This window comes from Aeromonas sp. 604282 (assembly GCF_049170575.1).
Taxonomy (GTDB): Bacteria; Pseudomonadota; Gammaproteobacteria; order Enterobacterales; family Aeromonadaceae; genus Aeromonas; species Aeromonas veronii_A.
This window is the reverse complement of record NZ_JAAKMV010000001.1, coordinates 689202-705216: the sequence shown is the minus strand read 5'-3', so window position 1 is coordinate 705216 and position 16015 is coordinate 689202. Positions and strand designations below refer to the sequence as shown.

Sequence of the window (16015 nt, the reverse complement as noted above, 5' to 3'; positions counted from 1 at the left end):
TTCAGACTCCTGTGCCAAGTTGCCAGCCTTGCGGCGCCAACTGCCAGGGGGCAGGGGGCGCTATCTGCGGTGGCTCGGCAAGATAGAGGGGAAATTGGGAGAAAAATGTTTGCAAGCGATGTGCCAGCTCTTGCCACTCCGCTGGTTGCAGTGGCCGGGTGGCCTGCCATGTCAGCCGCTGGCCGTTCAGGGTCAGGGTGAGCAGTGGGCGGTCATCATGGCGTAGTTGCCACTGCTGGCCATCTGGTAACAGCTGATAATCCGATTGTTGCTGCAACCAGGCGGTGAGCCGATCCAGCCCCAGCCCGTCCACCTGCTGCTGGCCGCGGCGGCGGTAGTCGTCTGACTGTTGTTCAAGCCGTTGCAGAACCTGCAGCAGCCGCTCAGGCTCGGCCAGCTCGCTCAGGGTCAGCCGCTCGGCCAGCTGAAAGCGGGCGATCACCTGGTCGTTGAACTGCTGGTTGTCGACGATGGGCACCGCCAGGGTCGGCAGGCCGAGACAGGCCCGCTCCCAGGTCATGCCGCCGGCGGCGCCGATGGCGAAGTCGTGCCGGCTCATCAGGTCGGCCATCTGGTCGCTCTGGCGCAGCAGCACAAGGTCGAGGTCGGCCAGTTCGGCCACTCTCTGTTCCAGCTCGGGCCAGAAGGGATTGGCACCGCCCGCCACCAGAGTCCAGCTAATGGTGCGGGCCCAGGGCAGCCGGGCCAGGCTGTTGAGGGTGATGAGGCAGGCGCCGGCCGGGTCGGCGCCGCCAAAGCAGACAAGCCCCCGTCGCCACTGACTGGCGTGTTGCCGAGCCAGCCGGCGATAGGCGGGGCGCAGCAGGGCATAGTCGGTGCCCAGCAGCAGCCGGCAATCGGCTGGGGTGAGCGGCTGGTAATCGGCGGTGCGGCGCAAGGGGCCCTGATCCAGCAGTAGCTGGCAGTGGTGCGGTCGGTCGGCCAGATCATCGATCACCAGCACGCGGCGGCAGTGGGCGGCCAGCTGGGTTTCGAGCCGCTGGTCAATCTGGTAGTGATCAAACACCAGCCAATCGGGCTGCAAGCCAGGCAACGGGCCAGCGGCGTCCAGCGCGCTCAGGGGATGATGGTGATGGGGCCGCAGCAACGACAGCAGGTGCGCCGGCAGATCGTGGCAGAGGAAGTGGCACTCGGCCCCGGCGGCGTGCAGCCGATCGGCGATGGCCAGGCAACGCATCAGGTGGCCCAGCCCGATCTCGGCGCCGGCGTCGAGCCGGAAGGCAACCCTAAACGTCATCTTGGGCCAGCACTTGATAGAGCAGTTCGGCCAGGTGCCAATCTTCCGGCGTGTCGATGTCGACTACCCTGTGCCTCGGCAGTATGTGGCCGATCCCTTCCCCGCCCACCGGGCTGATCCCCCCCAGCCAGGCCACGCGGCTGCCCCAGTAGAATTGGCCGGCATCCTGATAGGCGGGCTCCAGATCCTGGGAACGTTTCGCCATCTGCTCCGGCCAGAACGGCGTGACCCTGCCTTGCGCGTCCATGCGCACCGCCCGCTGGATCGGGAAGCCGAATTCGGCCACCGTGTAGACGAAGGGAGCCTTGCTTGCGATCAGCCGCTGATAGGCGGCCTTCAGGCCATCGGCTTGGATAAGCGGGACCGTGGCATAGATGCAGCAGTAGTGCTCTGCCTGGATGCCTAACTGATCGAGCCGCTGGATAGTGTCGATCACCACAGGGGTGGTACCTGTGTGATCATCGGCGAGGCTTGCAGGCCGAAGAAATGGCACTTCCGCGCCCAGTTGACGAGCAACTTCGGCAATCTCCTCATCATCGGTGGAGACCACCACCTTGTTGAAACAGCCTGATTGTTGCGCCGCCAGGATGGCATAGGCGAGCATGGGCTGGCCACAAAAGGGGCGGATATTCTTGCGTGGAATGCGTTTGCTGCCACCCCGGGCCGGGATAATGGCGATGGCCATGATGGGCTCTCTCTGCTGGATTAATGACTGGCCAAAGCCAGGATAATCGATGACAACTCTTTGATTATTTTTGATATTATACTGGTTTTTCTGCTTGTATTATCGATTTTTGCTACGGAATGGCAGCAGTGTGGTCGATAAGAGAGACGGGTCATGGAACTGGATGGCGTTGAAGATGAGTTATGGCGTTGAGCTACGCCCGATAGCGCTGTGGGATCTTCCTGCTTTGCGGCGTTGGCGCAATCAGGATGAGGTGCGAATGCAGATGGTATCCCAGACGCGTATTTCACCGCGGCAACAGCGCCAATGGTTTGCCGCCACCCGTGAGCGGCGGGATCAGCAGCACTGGGTGCTCTGGTGCAAGGGCGTGCGAGCGGGTTACGTCAATCTGAAAGGTGAGTCTCAGGGCGAGCTGCAGGGTCAGGCGATCGCCGATGCGGGGCTCTATCTGGGCAACTCAACCGTGCGGCATCCCATGTTGGCCGTTGCTGCTGCCTTATCCCAGCTTGATCAGGGTTTTGATGAGTTGCATATCGGTTGTATTCGCACTCTGGTTCGGGAGAACAATCGCTCTGCCCTACGCTTGAATGAACAACTGGGTTATAGCCAGATAGGACAAGAGAACGGATTTTTTGCATTGGAACTGCTGCCGGCGAATTACTATGCCGCCCGTGAGCGGCTACGGAGATTTTTCAGATGACAATCGCATTGGAACAGGTTTTTGCCGAGGCGCTGGGTATTGATATCGGCAGCGTCAGCGATGGGTTGGCCTACAACAGCATCCCGCAGTGGGATTCTGTCGCCCACATGGGGCTGATTGCCCAGTTGGAGGATAACTACGGCGTGTTGCTCGACACCGATGACATTATCGACATGAGTTCAGTCGCCAAGGCACGCGAGATCCTGGTCAAGTACGGGGTCGCTTTCTGATGCAGGGGCTGTTGCAGGGCAAGCGGGTGTTGATCACCGGTGCCGGGCGTGGCATCGGTCTTGCCATCGCCCGTCAGTTTGCCTCTCAGGGGGCTGAACTGTGGCTGGGAGGCCGTGATGAGGTGACGATGAGCCAGCTGGCGACCACGATTGGTACCGAGTTTGGCGTGCCCTGCCAGCCTCTCTGTTTTGATGTGGCTGACCCGTCGGCGGTCAAGCAGGCCTTTCAACAACTTTTTACCCAGAGCCGATCGCTGGATGTGCTGGTCAACAATGCCGGCATGCTGGAAGAGGCGTTATTGGGGATGGCTAACCAGACCCATCTGCAAAAGACATTCAGCAACAATACCTTTAGCGTGATCTACTGCAGCCAGTATGCCGCCCGCCTGATGCGGCGCAGTGGTGGTGGCAGCATCATCAATCTCGCCTCCCTGATGGGGCAGGTGGGGGCCGCCGGGCTAAGCTGCTATGCCGGCAGCAAGGCGGCGGTGATCGGTATTACCCAGTCACTGGCCAAGGAGCTGGCCGCCAGCCAGATCCGGGTCAATGCCATTGCCCCCGGGTTTATCGATACCGATATGGCGCATGCTATCCCGCAAGAGAAGTTTGCCGAGCGGGTGGCCAGCATCGCCATGGGACGGATTGGCACGCCAGATGAAGTGGCCAAAGTGGCCCTGTTTCTCGCGTCCGACTTGTCGAGCTATGTGACCGGGCAGGTGATTGGGGTCGATGGGGGGATGGTGATTTGAACCGGCCTGATTTGCTGGCCCATCTGGTTGAGGGTAACAGCGAGCCCGCCTGGCGAGACCCGCAAGAGGGGTGGCTCAGTTATGGTGAGCTGGCTCGGCGTGTGGCGCAGTTGGCCACCATCTATCCTGCTGGCCGCCATTTGGTCTACCTGCCATTTGTGACGTCTACCATGCATCTGCTGCACTACTTGCTGGCCCTGCGGGATGGCCACGCCATCATGCTGGCCGATCCTGCACAGGATGCCCGGTTGCACCATGAGCAGTGCCAGCGCTTTGGTGTTAGTCTGCGGGTATTAGAGGATGGGGCAGTTGCGCATCTTGGCGATGCGCCTTCACTTCACCCTGAGCTGGCCATGCTGCTGCCCACGTCGGGCAGCACGGGGTCCTGCAAATGGGTGAGATTGTCGCGAACCAATCTTGATGCCAATGCCGCGGCCATCGCCGAATACTTGGCGCTGAACGGGCGTGAGCGCGCCATCACCTCGTTGCCACTTTTTTACTCCTTCGGTATGTCGGTGCTCAACAGCCATCTTTTGGCTGGCGCCTCGCTGGTTTCATGTACTGCCAGTCCCCTTGAGCGCCACTTCTGGGATGAGGTAAATCGCCATCAGGTCACCAGCGTGGCAGGGGTACCCTTTACCTTTCAGATGCTAAACCGCTTGCGTTTTGACTGGGCCCGCTATCCCAGCCTGATGACACTGACCCAGGCGGGAGGACGACTTGAGCCAGCACTGGCAAAGCAATTTGCCGAACAGGCAGCTGCGCTGGGACGCCGTTTTTTCGTGATGTATGGCCAGACCGAAGCGGCACCACGCATCGCCTGGCTGGCGCACGATGAAGTGATTATTGCCCCGGATGCCATCGGCCGTGCCGTACCGGGCGGGCGTCTCTCTCTGCGTCATGAGCCCGGCTTTCCCGACGGGGAAGGGGAGTTAGTCTACCAAGGGCCAAACGTGATGCTGGGCTATGCGGAGCTCCCTGAAGATCTGGCTCGGGGGCGTGATATGGATGCGCTCTTTACTGGCGATCTGGCTCGTTGTGATGAGGCGGGCCGATTCTATTTGACCGGACGGCTCAACCGTTTCCTGAAGCTGTTTGGCAAACGGGTGAGCTTGGCTGAAGTGGAAGCCTGGTTGCAGGGGAGGGGCTATTCCTGCGCTGCGACCGGCATCGATGATCGCCTGCTGGTAGCCATCGAGGCAGACGCGTGCCCCAGTGATGCACTGCAGCTGGAGCTGGCCCGCTGGCTGATGGTGCCGCCATCAAGCGTTCGCATTTATCGGCATCATTTGCCACGACGCAGCAATATGAAGATTGATTATCCTGCCCTGTTAACACAACTGGAGCAGCTATGAACAGGCTGTTTGATGCGCCGGTTTTCGGGCTGCCCCAACAGGAAAAAAGTGGGCTGCTCCTTGCTCGCCTGAATGAATTGACGCAGCGCCATGCGCAGGGGTGTCCAGCTTTTGCCAATATTCTGTCGGCGTTTGGTTGGGGGCAGGCTTCGACTTATCAAGAGCTTCCCTATCTGGCCGCCCGCTTGTTCAAATTGGACCAATGGCAGAGTGTGCCGCAAGAAGACGTGTTCAAGGTGCTCACCTCCTCTGGCACTACCGGAACGCCGTCACGCATTGTGCTGGATCGGGATACCGCCGCGTTACAGAGCAAGGTGCTGGTGAAGATCCTGCAAGAGTTTGTCGGCAAGCAACGGTTGCCCATGCTGCTGGTGGAGCAGCCTGCCCTGATTCAAAACCGCAGCGGCTTTTCAGCCCGCGGAGCCGGTGCGCTGGGCCTCTCCTTCCTTGGCCGTGACCATACCTATGCTCTCGATGAGCAGATGCGGCCCAACTGGCCGGTCATCGAGGCGTTTTGTGACAAATATGCGGGCCAGCCGGTCCTGTTGTTCGGCTTTACCTTCATGGTATGGCAATGTTTGCTGGAACCGCTGCGTGAGCGCGGTCTGCAATTGCAGCTGACGCAGGGCACGCTTTTTCACAGCGGTGGCTGGAAGAAGCTGCAACACCTCGCGGTGGATAATCCTGCCTTCAAGCAGCGCTGCCATGAACAGCTGGGGCTGAAGCGGGTGCATAACTTCTACGGCATGGTGGAGCAGGTGGGGTCGGTGTTTGTCGAGTGTGAGCAGGGCCATCTGCACGCCCCCCTTTTTGCCGATCTGCTGGTGCGGGATCCGCTGACTCATCGACCACTCGGGGTCGGCCAGCCAGGCTTGTTGCAGGTGATCTCCGCCATTCCCCAAAGTTATCCCGGCCACAGTTTGCTCAGCGAGGATCTTGGTGTGCTGCTGGGGGAGGATGATTGCCCCTGCGGCCGTCGTGGCCGTTATTTTCAGGTATCAGGACGTCAGCAAGGCGCAGAGGTGAGGGGATGCAGCGACACTTTCCAGTGAGCCGGTCAGATGTAGAAGATGCCGTGTGGCAAGCGGGGCCAGAGGTTGCTTTCGCGGCTCCCGTCAGCGGCTGGCAAGGTTTTGTCACTCGCCCGCTGCCAAGCTTTGCGCCCGTCATCTGCGATTTTGTGGCTGCGCTCTCTGCACGTCTGCTGAAGGAGGGGCGAGAGAACCCGGATCTGGTCGCCTTTGGCTTTTGGTTGCGGCCGCGCCAGATTGAGGTACAGCACAAACGCATGGCAGGGCGTGCACCCTTGGGGATGGTTTTTCATCTGGTCCCCTCCAACGTGCCGACCGTTGCATTCTACTCCTGGATCATGGCGCTGCTGATGGGCAATGGGTCCGTGGTACGTCTCTCATCGCGCATCGACCCGGTGCAAGAGGCTATGTTGGCCATCCTGAACGAGCTCTTCTCTCTGCCCGAGTGGCAAGAGATTGCCTCCCGTACCCGTTTTATCCGCTATGACCACGACGAGGGCATCACCGCCTGGCTGTCGGCCCGGTGTCGGCTTCGTATTATCTGGGGAGGTGATGAAACCATCAGCCGGGTACGGGCTATTCCGCTCTCACCCCGCGCTCAGGAAATCGTGTTTCCGGATCGCCGCTCCATGGCGGTGTTGGATAGCCAATGGCTCGCCAACCTGGATGCTGCTGCGTGGCGGCAAGTGGTCGCGGCTTTGCAACAAGACTTTACCCGTTTCAATCAACAAGCCTGCGCCTCACCCACCACCATTTGCTGGCTGGGCACTCCCACCAGTGCGTTGCGCCGTTGTCTGCTTGAAGGGATCTTCGCTCCATTTGCAGATAATCCCTCCCTGATGATGGAACGCCTTATCAATAGTCAACAAAATGCCGCCCATGATGGCCAGATGAAGCTGGAGACCTTTTCTGGCGTCACCTTATTGACTCCCACCGCCTCTTTGCGGCTTGCACACATCGGAGGAGGTACAGTCGCCGAATTTGTTGCCGATAACCTTGATGAGTTGCTGCTACAGCCTTGGGATATGCAGACTTGTGTCTGGGTTGGCCCGGATAAAACGCAGCTTGAGCATGCGCTCCTGGTATCGCCAGGCTGTCGTATCGATAGGGTGGCAAGTCCGGGACAAGCGCTGGCATTCGAATGGCTCTGGGACGGCATCGACATGCTGGTGGCCTGCAGCCGTCAGCTTGCCCGCATTGAATAGTGGATTCCAGGTCACATAAATCAAGTCATATCAATCAATTAGCTTGGTCAGGCACAGCTCTTGCAGTAATTATTGTGATGAAGGGCAGGAAAGGTTGACAGAGACCGTGCGGTAGCCTTGTCCATTTTCTTTGTTTTGCTTCTTTTTTACTCAAATCCTGGGTTTCCTTATGAAAATCAGCGTACTGGTGCCGGTATACAACCTCGGGCGCTTCATTGAACCTTGCCTGCTTAGCCTGCTGGAACAAAAAACGGATTTCGAATTCGAGGTGATCGCCATTGATGACGGCTCGAGCGATGACTCCTGGGCCATTATGCAGCGGTTGGCGTCACAGTGGCCTCGGCTACGGGCACTCCAGAACGCGCAAAATATGGGGTTGGCTAAAACCCAGAAACGCTTGTTGAGAGAGGCGGACGGTGAATATATCGCCTATGTCGACGGGGATGATCTGGCTCTGCCGGGCAAGCTGCAGCGTCAGGCCGACTATCTGGAAGCACACCCCGGCTGCACCCTTTGCTATCACGAGGCGGAGATGTTTGATGATGAGACCGATGCGCGCATCAAGCTCTTCACCCGCGATTACTACAACGCCCGTTACCTCGAATCCGTGATGACGCGGGAGGCACTTATTCGCTTCGGGGTATTCGTCAATGCCAGTTCCATTATGTTTCGCCGTTATGAAGGGATGGAGAACGCCATCGATGAGGGGTGCAAGATCATCCTCGATTATCCCTGGCACATCTTGAACCTCTCCCACAATCCGGGGACGCTGGATTTTATCCCCGAATTATTGGGCCGCTATCGCTTCCATACCCAGAGTTTTGGCGGGCAAACCCGCAAGTCGACTGAACGTCGTGAACAGTCGCTGCGCGATCTGCTGCGTGCCTGTGACAATGCGGCTGCGTTTGGCGCCGATCCCGTGGTCATTGCTCAGGGGCGTGCCCATCACTACTACTCTGCCGCTCTCTACTTTTTGCGGCAGGATGATGTCGCCCGCTTCACGCAGCTTATCGAGCAGTCGGTCGATGCTGTGGCCAGGCTAGCCCCCGGTTGGTTCTTCGATGAACGACATCAGTTGGCATGGGCAGAGCGGGCCCATCCCGCGCGTGTCATGCAGCAACTGTTTGGAGATAGAGCGTGAGCTATCAGGCGATCGTCATCGGCGCCGGGCTTTCGGGCGCCGTCATGGCTGAACGAATGGCCAGCCAGCTTGGCTGGAAGGTGCTGGTGCTGGAACAGCGCGACCATATCGGTGGCAACTGTTTCGACGAGTATGATAAGCATGGCGTGCTGATCCATCGCTATGGGCCGCACCTCTTCCATACCGACAGCAAGGAAGTGTGGGATTACCTGTCGCAGTTTACCGAGTGGTTGCCTTACGAGCATCGGGTGCTGTCACGTATCGACGGGCAACTGGTGCCTATCCCGTTCAACCTGACCAGCATCGAGCGCTGTTTCCCCGCAGACAAGGCCGGCGCCATGATTGAGGCCCTGCGTACTCGGTTTGGTGATGGTGCCAGAGTGCCGATTCTGGAGCTGCGCAAAGAGCAGCATCCCCTGCTGGGTGAACTGGCGGATTTCATCTATCAGAAGGCTTTCGTCAACTACACCAGCAAACAGTGGGGTGTGCCGCCCGAGCAGATCTCCCCCGAGGTGACGGCGCGGGTACCCGTGGTGGTGAGTCGGGATGATCGCTACTTCACCGATCCCTGGCAAGCGGTGCCGGCCGCAGGCTATACCGCCATGTTTGAGCGCATGTTCGCGCACCCGTTGATTGACGTGAAGCTGTCTACCCCCATGGCACAGCATGTCAGGCTGGATTGGCAGCAGAAGTTGGTGTGGTTGGATGGTGCACTTTTCGATGGTCCACTGATCTATACAGGTATGCTGGATCAGTTGATGCCGGCGGAAGGGAATTGCTTGCCATACCGCTCACTGCGTTTTGAACATCGCCATCTGGCGCAAGAGCAATTTCAACCTGTCACCACCGTCAATTATCCGAATGAAGAAGCCTTCACCCGGATCACCGAGTTCAAGCATTTCAGTGGGCAGGTGCATCCCGGTACCAGCATAGTGTACGAATATCCCTGTGACTATCAGCCAGAGCAGGGGCTGGAGCCTTACTACCCGTTGTTTACCGACGCAGCCAAACAGAACTATCAGGCTTGCCGCGATGAATTGGCCCAGTTCCCGCAACTAATTGCGCTGGGCCGCCTTGCCGAGTATCGCTATTTCGATATGGATGATGCGGTGAGTAATGCATTAAATATTTTTGGTAAAAATATTGAGAAAATACCAAGTAACCCCTTGGTTTCGGTCATTATGTCTGTTCATAACTGTGCTAATTATATCGAAGATGCGCTAGATAGCATATTGAAGCAGACCTATAAGAATCTGGAAATAATAATATTTGATGACGGATCAACTGATGAAACTGGAACCGTCATTGGCAGGATGGCAGCAAAAGACAGTCGAATCCTTCATTATCACCGGCGGCAGCAGGGAATAGCCAATTGTCTGAACGAAGCGCTATTGCTAGCTCGGGGAGAATTTATAGCCAGGATGGATGGGGATGATATTTCGTTACCAGAGCGGATAGAGAAACAGATGGCGTTTTTACACGAACATCCGCATATAGATCTGGTGGGGTGTTGGCTCAAACTGTTCGGTGCCCGTGATGAGGTATGGCATTACCGACCTTATGATAACTTTATCAAAAATGCGATTCTGCTATTTAGTAATGGAGTTGGACACAACGCGATTCTGGTGCGTGCTGATGTTTACAAGCGTTTTCGATATGACCCCGAATTTACGGATGTTGAAGATACCGAGTTGTGGACCAGAATGGCTATCAGCAAGCCCGAAGTTCGTTTCGCCAACTTGCGTGAGGTGTTGGTGCTGTATCGTATTCATGGCGCCCAATCGTCCATATTGCGCAAAGTCAGACAACGAGAGCTTTACCGGCGTATTGTCAGCAAGTATCTGGATTCGCTAGGTGTTTCAGCTACTGAGCAAGATATGGAGGCTCATGAATGGCTGGTGGATCAACCGACTAACTTGTCGGATTCGCAGCTATATCGCTTGGCCAATTGGCTGAACCATATTGCGGTACTCAAGCATAGTGCGCTGCCAGATGAGTATGGTGTATTGGCCGAGCGCTGGCATCAACTGTGTCAAAAGAACCGAGCCCGCCTAGATATTTATAAGCGCTATCACGCAGAGTTCGATATTTGCTGGCTTCCACCGATGTCTGCGTAATGAAGGGAAGATGGACATGGTCGTTAAAAACATCCCCCAGGATCAGAGATAGCTATGGTTGGGGGTTGCCATGAGATTTGAGATCGTCGGTCGGCAAGGGGTCTGCTCATTATCTATTGCTGAGCTGCCTTCATCAGGGTACCTGTTGGCTGGTATGGGAAATTACAGTCAACTGATCCTGCAACGGTTACAAGAGATGCAGCGTCCACTGCCTGTTGCCCTGATCGATACCATGACGAGCGATTGTTCGGAAAAGTTCGGTCTTCCGGTGATCGATATGACGCAGGCGAGCCAGCATGATCTGAGCATCATCATTGGTTCTTCTCCCTATGACTATGAGCAGGAGGTGATGGCCAAATTGCGGCGACATGGCTGTCATAGGCTGGTGGCTCTTGAGCCGGAAGAGATCCTGCCACCCTTACTTGATCCTTTGGCCGATTCGTTGGCCGATACAGAGACTTGGCCGGTGTTGTTACTTGTCTGCATGTTGGATCACCATGTTCAGCAGTTGGCTAGTCTTATGATTTGGCTACATCAGCGGCAGATTTTGTGCAGAGTAGTCCGCTCTTATGATGCGCATGCGATTATGGCTATTCCCCCTTCACGCCTACTTGGCGCCATCATCTGGAATGGTACACCGGCCTACTATGACAGCGTAAAACAGTATCTTCAGGATATGGGGAAGCAATATCTCTATGCCGAACTGGGTTTTTTCCCGCAAAGGGAGCATGTTTATCTCGATAGACAAGGCGTCAACCTGGGGCGATGCATGGGGCTAATGCCATGCCAGAAAGATGACGCTGAGCAGGAGTTGGTGAGAGTGAGGGAACGGCTTCTGGGCGGGCGCCTATGGGTTCCTGGGGATGCTGTTCTTGTGCCTTTACAGATTGCTACCGACACCAATGTGCGTCTCTATTCCAACTATGGAGACAAAATGCAGCAGTTTATTGACGATGTAATCCGCGATTACGGAAACGAACGACTGCTCTTTAAGCCCCACCCGTTGGATCCTCTGGGAGACACATATGATTTTCATGGCCGTGAAATTGTTAGTGGCGATTTCATGACGCTGGCGCTATCGAGCAAGTTTATTTGCGGTATCAACTCCAGCACTCTGTTTGAGGCTCGTCTGGTTGGAATTCCTGTGCACTTTTACGGTCGTTCATTGTTAAGCGAGTGTCCCGATGAGCAAGAGGTGATGCTGCAAATGGTTCAAAACCAGTTCCGGGTTGATGGGAGCGATTTAGTACGAAAAATCGGGCCTTACATGCAGCAGTTTGGAATTGAAATATAACGATGTTTATTCAATATCGGACAGTTAAAGGATGTATAAAATGAGAACGCTGGTGGTAACCCGTGCAACCTGTGGGCAGGTCACTCTGCGGGTCGAGGGACAGTCCGAGGTGAGTTGTCCGATCCCTGAAATTGCACATCAGTTGGATAGCGAGTTTGAGTTGATCCAAGTACTGGATTTGCAATTTTTGACCAGTATGGAAGCAGATACACTGTTAACACGTCTAGTCGATAAACTTGCAGTTAATGGTCACTTACAGGTTACGGTCCCCGATCTGGATTACGTCGTGGGCCAATGGCTACAGGCTGAGTGGGATGAAGGGACTTTACGCGATGTGACCTCAGTCGCTCGTCAGAGCTTCGCCGGGCTCTTTGGCCCCCAGCACGATGGTAATCCCATGCTACCGGGCTATTCGACGCATTATTCGGGCTGCAACAAGTCTGGTTATAATAGTAAACGACTGGCTTTTTTGCTTGCCCGCCAGGGGTTGGTTGACATCAACATCGTGACTGATGATACCCACCTATTACAGGCTTCGGCTCGGCAGTCGATGGTGCGTGGTGAGCGACAAGTGGCACCGGATTTGCGTAATATCCGCCAGGACCACCTGAATCGTTATCGGTTCGCGGCAGAGTGCCTACGCGCAGCTATGCCACAACGAGTGCTCGATTTGGCATGCGGGATCGGCTACGGCAGCCAACTGCTGGCTAACCAGCTTAATTGTCAGGTCACCTCCGTCGATATTGAACCCGAAGCGCTTGCTTATGCGCGAAAACACTATAGTTCTCCGAAGATTACTCATCTGTGTGCCGATGCTAGAACTCTGCAGCTGGATTCAGCTTCCTTTGACGCGGTTGTCTGTTTTGAAACCATTGAGCATGTGACGTTTGATGAAGCCCTACTGGGTCAGTTTCATGAATGGCTACGTGCTGGGGGCAAGCTAGTGATGTCGACGCCGAACGAGAGTGTCATGCCTTTTAGTGCCACACAATTTCCCTATCACGTGAAGCACTATACCTATGCCGAATTGGAGTCGATGCTGACGCGCTGTGGTTTCCGCCTCCAGCAAGTCAGCAAGCAGCAAAACCTCCAGAATCCAGAGATTGTTCCTGGCAGCGATGGCTGTTTCATGATCGTTATCGCGGAAAAGGTGTGAGGTCGGGATGAGCGCAGCATTTGTGCGGTTTAGTATTATTATTCCGGTCTATAACCGGGATGAGCCGTTACAGCGGGCGCTGGATTCACTTTCTCGGCAAACATTCGGAAACTTTGAGGTCATCATAATCGATGATGGTTCAACTCCCGAGTTTGGTGAGCGAATACAAGCTTTAGTGACCACTTTATCTGATTCTCGCTTTTCGCTGATCTGCTACCAGCCTAACCGAAATGGCGCTTATGCGCGTAATCGTGGCATCGAGGTTGCTCGAGGCGAGTATCTATGTTTTTTGGATTCGGATGATGAGTGGTTACCGGAGAAACTGGAGCGCATCGACCAGATATTAGCGATTGAGCCACATTGGCAGGTGATTCATCATCCGTATCAGAACGTGAGCCATGGTGAGCGTAGTGCACCCTTTCCTCGGGAGGCCCGCCGCACCGATGAGAGCGTTGCTGAATACTCGTTCTGTACTAATCGTGTCGGGGGTATTCAATCGAGCTGTCTCATCGTCAAGCGTGAACTCGCGCAGAGGGTACGTTTCAATGACAAGTTGCGAGGGCATCAGGACTGGGATTTTGCATTGCGGCTTGGCGCAGAAACGGATCGCTTCTTGTTTATCGATCAGGTGTTGACGCTGCGTCATGTCGCTGACGCAGCGACTGGCATGGTGTCCCGTTCTCTTGACTACGCATACTCGTTGGCCTTTCTACGTGAGAACCAACACTATTTTTCATGGCAAGCTCAGGCCGGGTATGCGGCCCATATCTTGTTACCTAAAAAAATGACAGCTAATGTTCAAGCATTTAATCGCTATGAATGGCTGGCTATGCTGTTTTACCCAATTTTGATCGGAAACTGGAAAATAAAACAGCTGCATCTACATTGGCGCTGTATACGGTTGGTTTTGTGGTGTCGCTGGCACAACAAAAAGAATATTGCGTTAATGGGATGCAATGATTACACATGCTTTTTTATCAAAAACTATGCTTCGTATTTATCAATTCAAAGACTGATTGATAAAAATAAGCATGGAGAGTCTTTTTATGGTTGGAGTGTATTTTCCGTGAAAGATCTCGCTCCAGTATTATGGGAAAGTTTAGATTGCGTGGTAACTATGACTGATAAACATCATGAAAGCATGAGTGGTGATATAAAGGTATATGCAGAAAATATACCTGTTGTTGCTTTTTGATGAATTTTATTGTCACTTTTATGCCCTTGCATGATTAAGCCATTGCGGCGGAATTTTAATTATGGTGGTTAATTGATAATGAACAAGCTTCTGGTTTTTAGAACTCATCTTCTGCCATATTCTGAAACATTTGTCTTGGCTCAGGTTTGTCATTTGAAACGTTGGCATGCAGCCATCTTGGGAGAGGTCAGATTAGATAACGGCTTGTCGCTTCAGGGGCTGGAGGTTGATACGTTGCTGAAAAACGAGGAGCATTATAAAAATTTATCAATGAACCGGGCTGTAAATGAATTTGTTCGTTCGTCCCTGTTGTCAAAGGCTAATTCATTTAAGAATGCCGGTTATAAGCTAATTCATGCGCATTTTGCTGTCGATGCACTGCGCGTTTATCCATTAGCTAAGGAAATGGATGTTCCGTTGGTTGTAACACTACATGGTTATGATATTAATAGAAATCATGATTGGTGGCAGAATGGGCTCGGTGGTCGGAGCATGATTACTTATCCCGAAGAACTGGTGAAAATGTCCACAGACCCCAAAGTAAGGTTTATTGCCGTCTCAAAGGCTATCCATCAGAGAGCCATAGAGTTTGGTATATCTCCATCCAAAGTGACCCATATCCCGATAGGGGTGGATGTTTCGTATGCTGAAAAATTTAATCTTAAGTTCAAACAGCACAACAAGGAAGTTATATTTGTTGGTAGACTGACAGAAAATAAAGGCTGTATTTTTTTGTTAAGGGCCATGCGCATCTTGCAAAAAAGGATTGATGGTGTGCATCTGCGAATCATCGGTGATGGTCCTCTGCGTAATGGATTGGAAGAATTTGCCAAAATATACAATCTAAATGTTTCTTTTTTAGGCGTGCTACCTAGTGCTAATGTGATGAGAGAAATATCAGAGTCAAAGGTTTTATGCTTGCCCAGTATCACTATCGGTAATGGGGAATCGGAGGCATTCGGGTTGGTTTTGTTGGAGGCTCAGAGTTTAGGGGTGCCTGTCATCACATCATCCAGAGGGGGGAAGGGGGAGGGACTGATTCATGGGGAGACCGGATATGCGTTTGATGAAAGAGATGATAAATCGTTAGCAGAATATTTATATCGGCTTCTGATGGATGATGAGCTAGCCCATGCCATGGGGAAAAAAGGGTATGCTTTTGTAAAGAATAACTTTGACATCGTCAGGCAGACCGAAATTCTAGAGTCATTTTATGATGACGTTGTTAGTGAGTTTAATCGGGGGTGATATGGAGGAGTTTAATTCAAAACTATATTGGGAAAAAAGATATGCAACTGGTGGAAATTCTGGCGCTGGTTCATATGAAAAATTTGCCGAGTTCAAATCTGCAGTATTGAACGAATTCGTAAAGGTTAACAATATTGATAGCGTTATCGAACTTGGGTGTGGCGATGGGAATCAATTGTCGTATGCAGATTATAATTTCTATATAGGTGTTGACGTCAGTCCGTCAGCTATAAACATCTGTAAGCAAAAATTCATAAATGATGTAAGAAAAAGTTTTTTAATCTCTGATGAGCTGAAAGAACATCGGGCAGATTTGGCTATATCGCTTGATGTAATATTTCATTTAGTTGAGGATGTTGTGTTCTTTAATTACATGAAACAGCTTTTTAGTGTAGCAGATAAATATGTTGTTATATATTCTAGCAATACGGATGATAACGAGTCATCCCCGAAGCATATTAAGCATCGAAACATTGAAAAATATATTTCCAGGCATTTCCCGAATTGGTTGCAGACTAATAAAATAAATAATATATATCCATATACAGGAGACCATTTAACTGGTTCGTTCTCGGACTTTTACATCTACCAACGTAGATGAGTTTGTTTTCCATTTGCACAGATTTAAATCTTATTAAAGTTAAATGGTGG

Annotated in this window: 15 protein-coding genes and 1 pseudogene; 14 read left to right on the top strand and 2 right to left on the bottom strand. The window is 53.4% G+C overall.

Annotated features, from left to right (window positions below):
• Position 1: 1 nt before the first annotated feature.
• Positions 2-1258, bottom strand: a complete 1257-nt coding sequence (gene pseG, locus G5367_RS03000) for a UDP-2,4-diacetamido-2,4,6-trideoxy-beta-L-altropyranose hydrolase (protein WP_421243769.1) — start codon at positions 1256-1258, stop codon at positions 2-4.
• Positions 1248-1943, bottom strand: a complete 696-nt coding sequence (gene pseF, locus G5367_RS02995) for a pseudaminic acid cytidylyltransferase (RefSeq protein WP_421243768.1) — start codon at positions 1941-1943, stop codon at positions 1248-1250. Before pseF ends, pseG begins: the two co-directional genes overlap by 11 nt.
• A 163-nt stretch (positions 1944-2106) precedes the next feature.
• Between pseF and G5367_RS02990 the strand changes: the two genes are divergently transcribed.
• The 14 genes and pseudogenes from G5367_RS02990 (at position 2107) to G5367_RS02925 (ending at position 15965) form a co-directional block, all read left to right on the top strand.
• Entirely contained in the window at positions 2107-2643 is a 537-nt protein-coding gene (locus G5367_RS02990; protein ID WP_041234299.1) for a GNAT family N-acetyltransferase, read from the top strand.
• Positions 2640-2873, top strand: a complete 234-nt coding sequence (locus G5367_RS02985; RefSeq protein ID WP_005346661.1) for an acyl carrier protein — start codon at positions 2640-2642, stop codon at positions 2871-2873. Before G5367_RS02990 ends, G5367_RS02985 begins: the two co-directional genes overlap by 4 nt.
• Positions 2873-3622: an SDR family NAD(P)-dependent oxidoreductase gene (locus G5367_RS02980; protein WP_337073751.1), complete on the top strand. Its 750-nt coding sequence runs from the start codon at positions 2873-2875 to the stop codon at positions 3620-3622. The genes G5367_RS02985 and G5367_RS02980 overlap by 1 nt, the downstream gene beginning before the upstream one ends.
• Positions 3619-4977, top strand: coding sequence for an AMP-binding protein (locus tag G5367_RS02975; RefSeq protein ID WP_421293814.1), 1359 nt, complete (start codon positions 3619-3621; stop codon positions 4975-4977). The genes G5367_RS02980 and G5367_RS02975 overlap by 4 nt, the downstream gene beginning before the upstream one ends.
• Positions 4974-6029, top strand: a complete 1056-nt coding sequence (locus G5367_RS02970) for an acyl-protein synthetase (protein ID WP_421243766.1) — start codon at positions 4974-4976, stop codon at positions 6027-6029. Before G5367_RS02975 ends, G5367_RS02970 begins: the two co-directional genes overlap by 4 nt.
• Complete coding sequence (locus G5367_RS02965) at positions 6008-7213, top strand: acyl-CoA reductase (RefSeq protein ID WP_236768423.1); 1206 nt, start codon at positions 6008-6010, stop codon at positions 7211-7213. Before G5367_RS02970 ends, G5367_RS02965 begins: the two co-directional genes overlap by 22 nt.
• Before the next feature lie 169 nt (positions 7214-7382).
• Complete coding sequence (locus tag G5367_RS02960; RefSeq protein WP_421243765.1) at positions 7383-8354, top strand: glycosyltransferase family 2 protein; 972 nt, start codon at positions 7383-7385, stop codon at positions 8352-8354.
• A 44-nt stretch (positions 8355-8398) separates the two neighbouring features.
• A pseudogene (glf, locus tag G5367_RS02955) lies at positions 8399-9496 on the top strand (UDP-galactopyranose mutase); the annotation flags it as partial.
• A gap of 39 nt (positions 9497-9535) precedes the next feature.
• Positions 9536-10471: a glycosyltransferase family 2 protein gene (locus G5367_RS02950; RefSeq protein ID WP_419772936.1), complete on the top strand. Its 936-nt coding sequence runs from the start codon at positions 9536-9538 to the stop codon at positions 10469-10471.
• 70 nt (positions 10472-10541) lie between these two features.
• The gene (locus G5367_RS02945; protein WP_337073748.1) at positions 10542-11765 is read left to right on the top strand and encodes a hypothetical protein; all 1224 of its coding nucleotides are present in this window, start codon (positions 10542-10544) and stop codon (positions 11763-11765) included.
• A gap of 40 nt (positions 11766-11805) precedes the next feature.
• Complete coding sequence (locus G5367_RS02940; protein WP_337073747.1) at positions 11806-12921, top strand: class I SAM-dependent methyltransferase; 1116 nt, start codon at positions 11806-11808, stop codon at positions 12919-12921.
• A 7-nt stretch (positions 12922-12928) separates the two neighbouring features.
• Positions 12929-14116 carry a glycosyltransferase family 2 protein gene (locus G5367_RS02935; protein ID WP_421243764.1) on the top strand — a complete coding sequence of 396 codons (1188 nt, stop codon included), beginning with the start codon at positions 12929-12931 and terminating at the stop codon, positions 14114-14116.
• 78 nt (positions 14117-14194) lie between these two features.
• The gene (locus G5367_RS02930; protein ID WP_005346631.1) at positions 14195-15364 is read left to right on the top strand and encodes a glycosyltransferase; all 1170 of its coding nucleotides are present in this window, start codon (positions 14195-14197) and stop codon (positions 15362-15364) included.
• Positions 15330-15965 (top strand): class I SAM-dependent methyltransferase, encoded by a 636-nt coding sequence (locus G5367_RS02925; RefSeq protein ID WP_337073745.1) that lies wholly within the window; start codon positions 15330-15332, stop codon positions 15963-15965. The genes G5367_RS02930 and G5367_RS02925 overlap by 35 nt, the downstream gene beginning before the upstream one ends.
• Positions 15966-16015 lie beyond the last annotated feature (50 nt).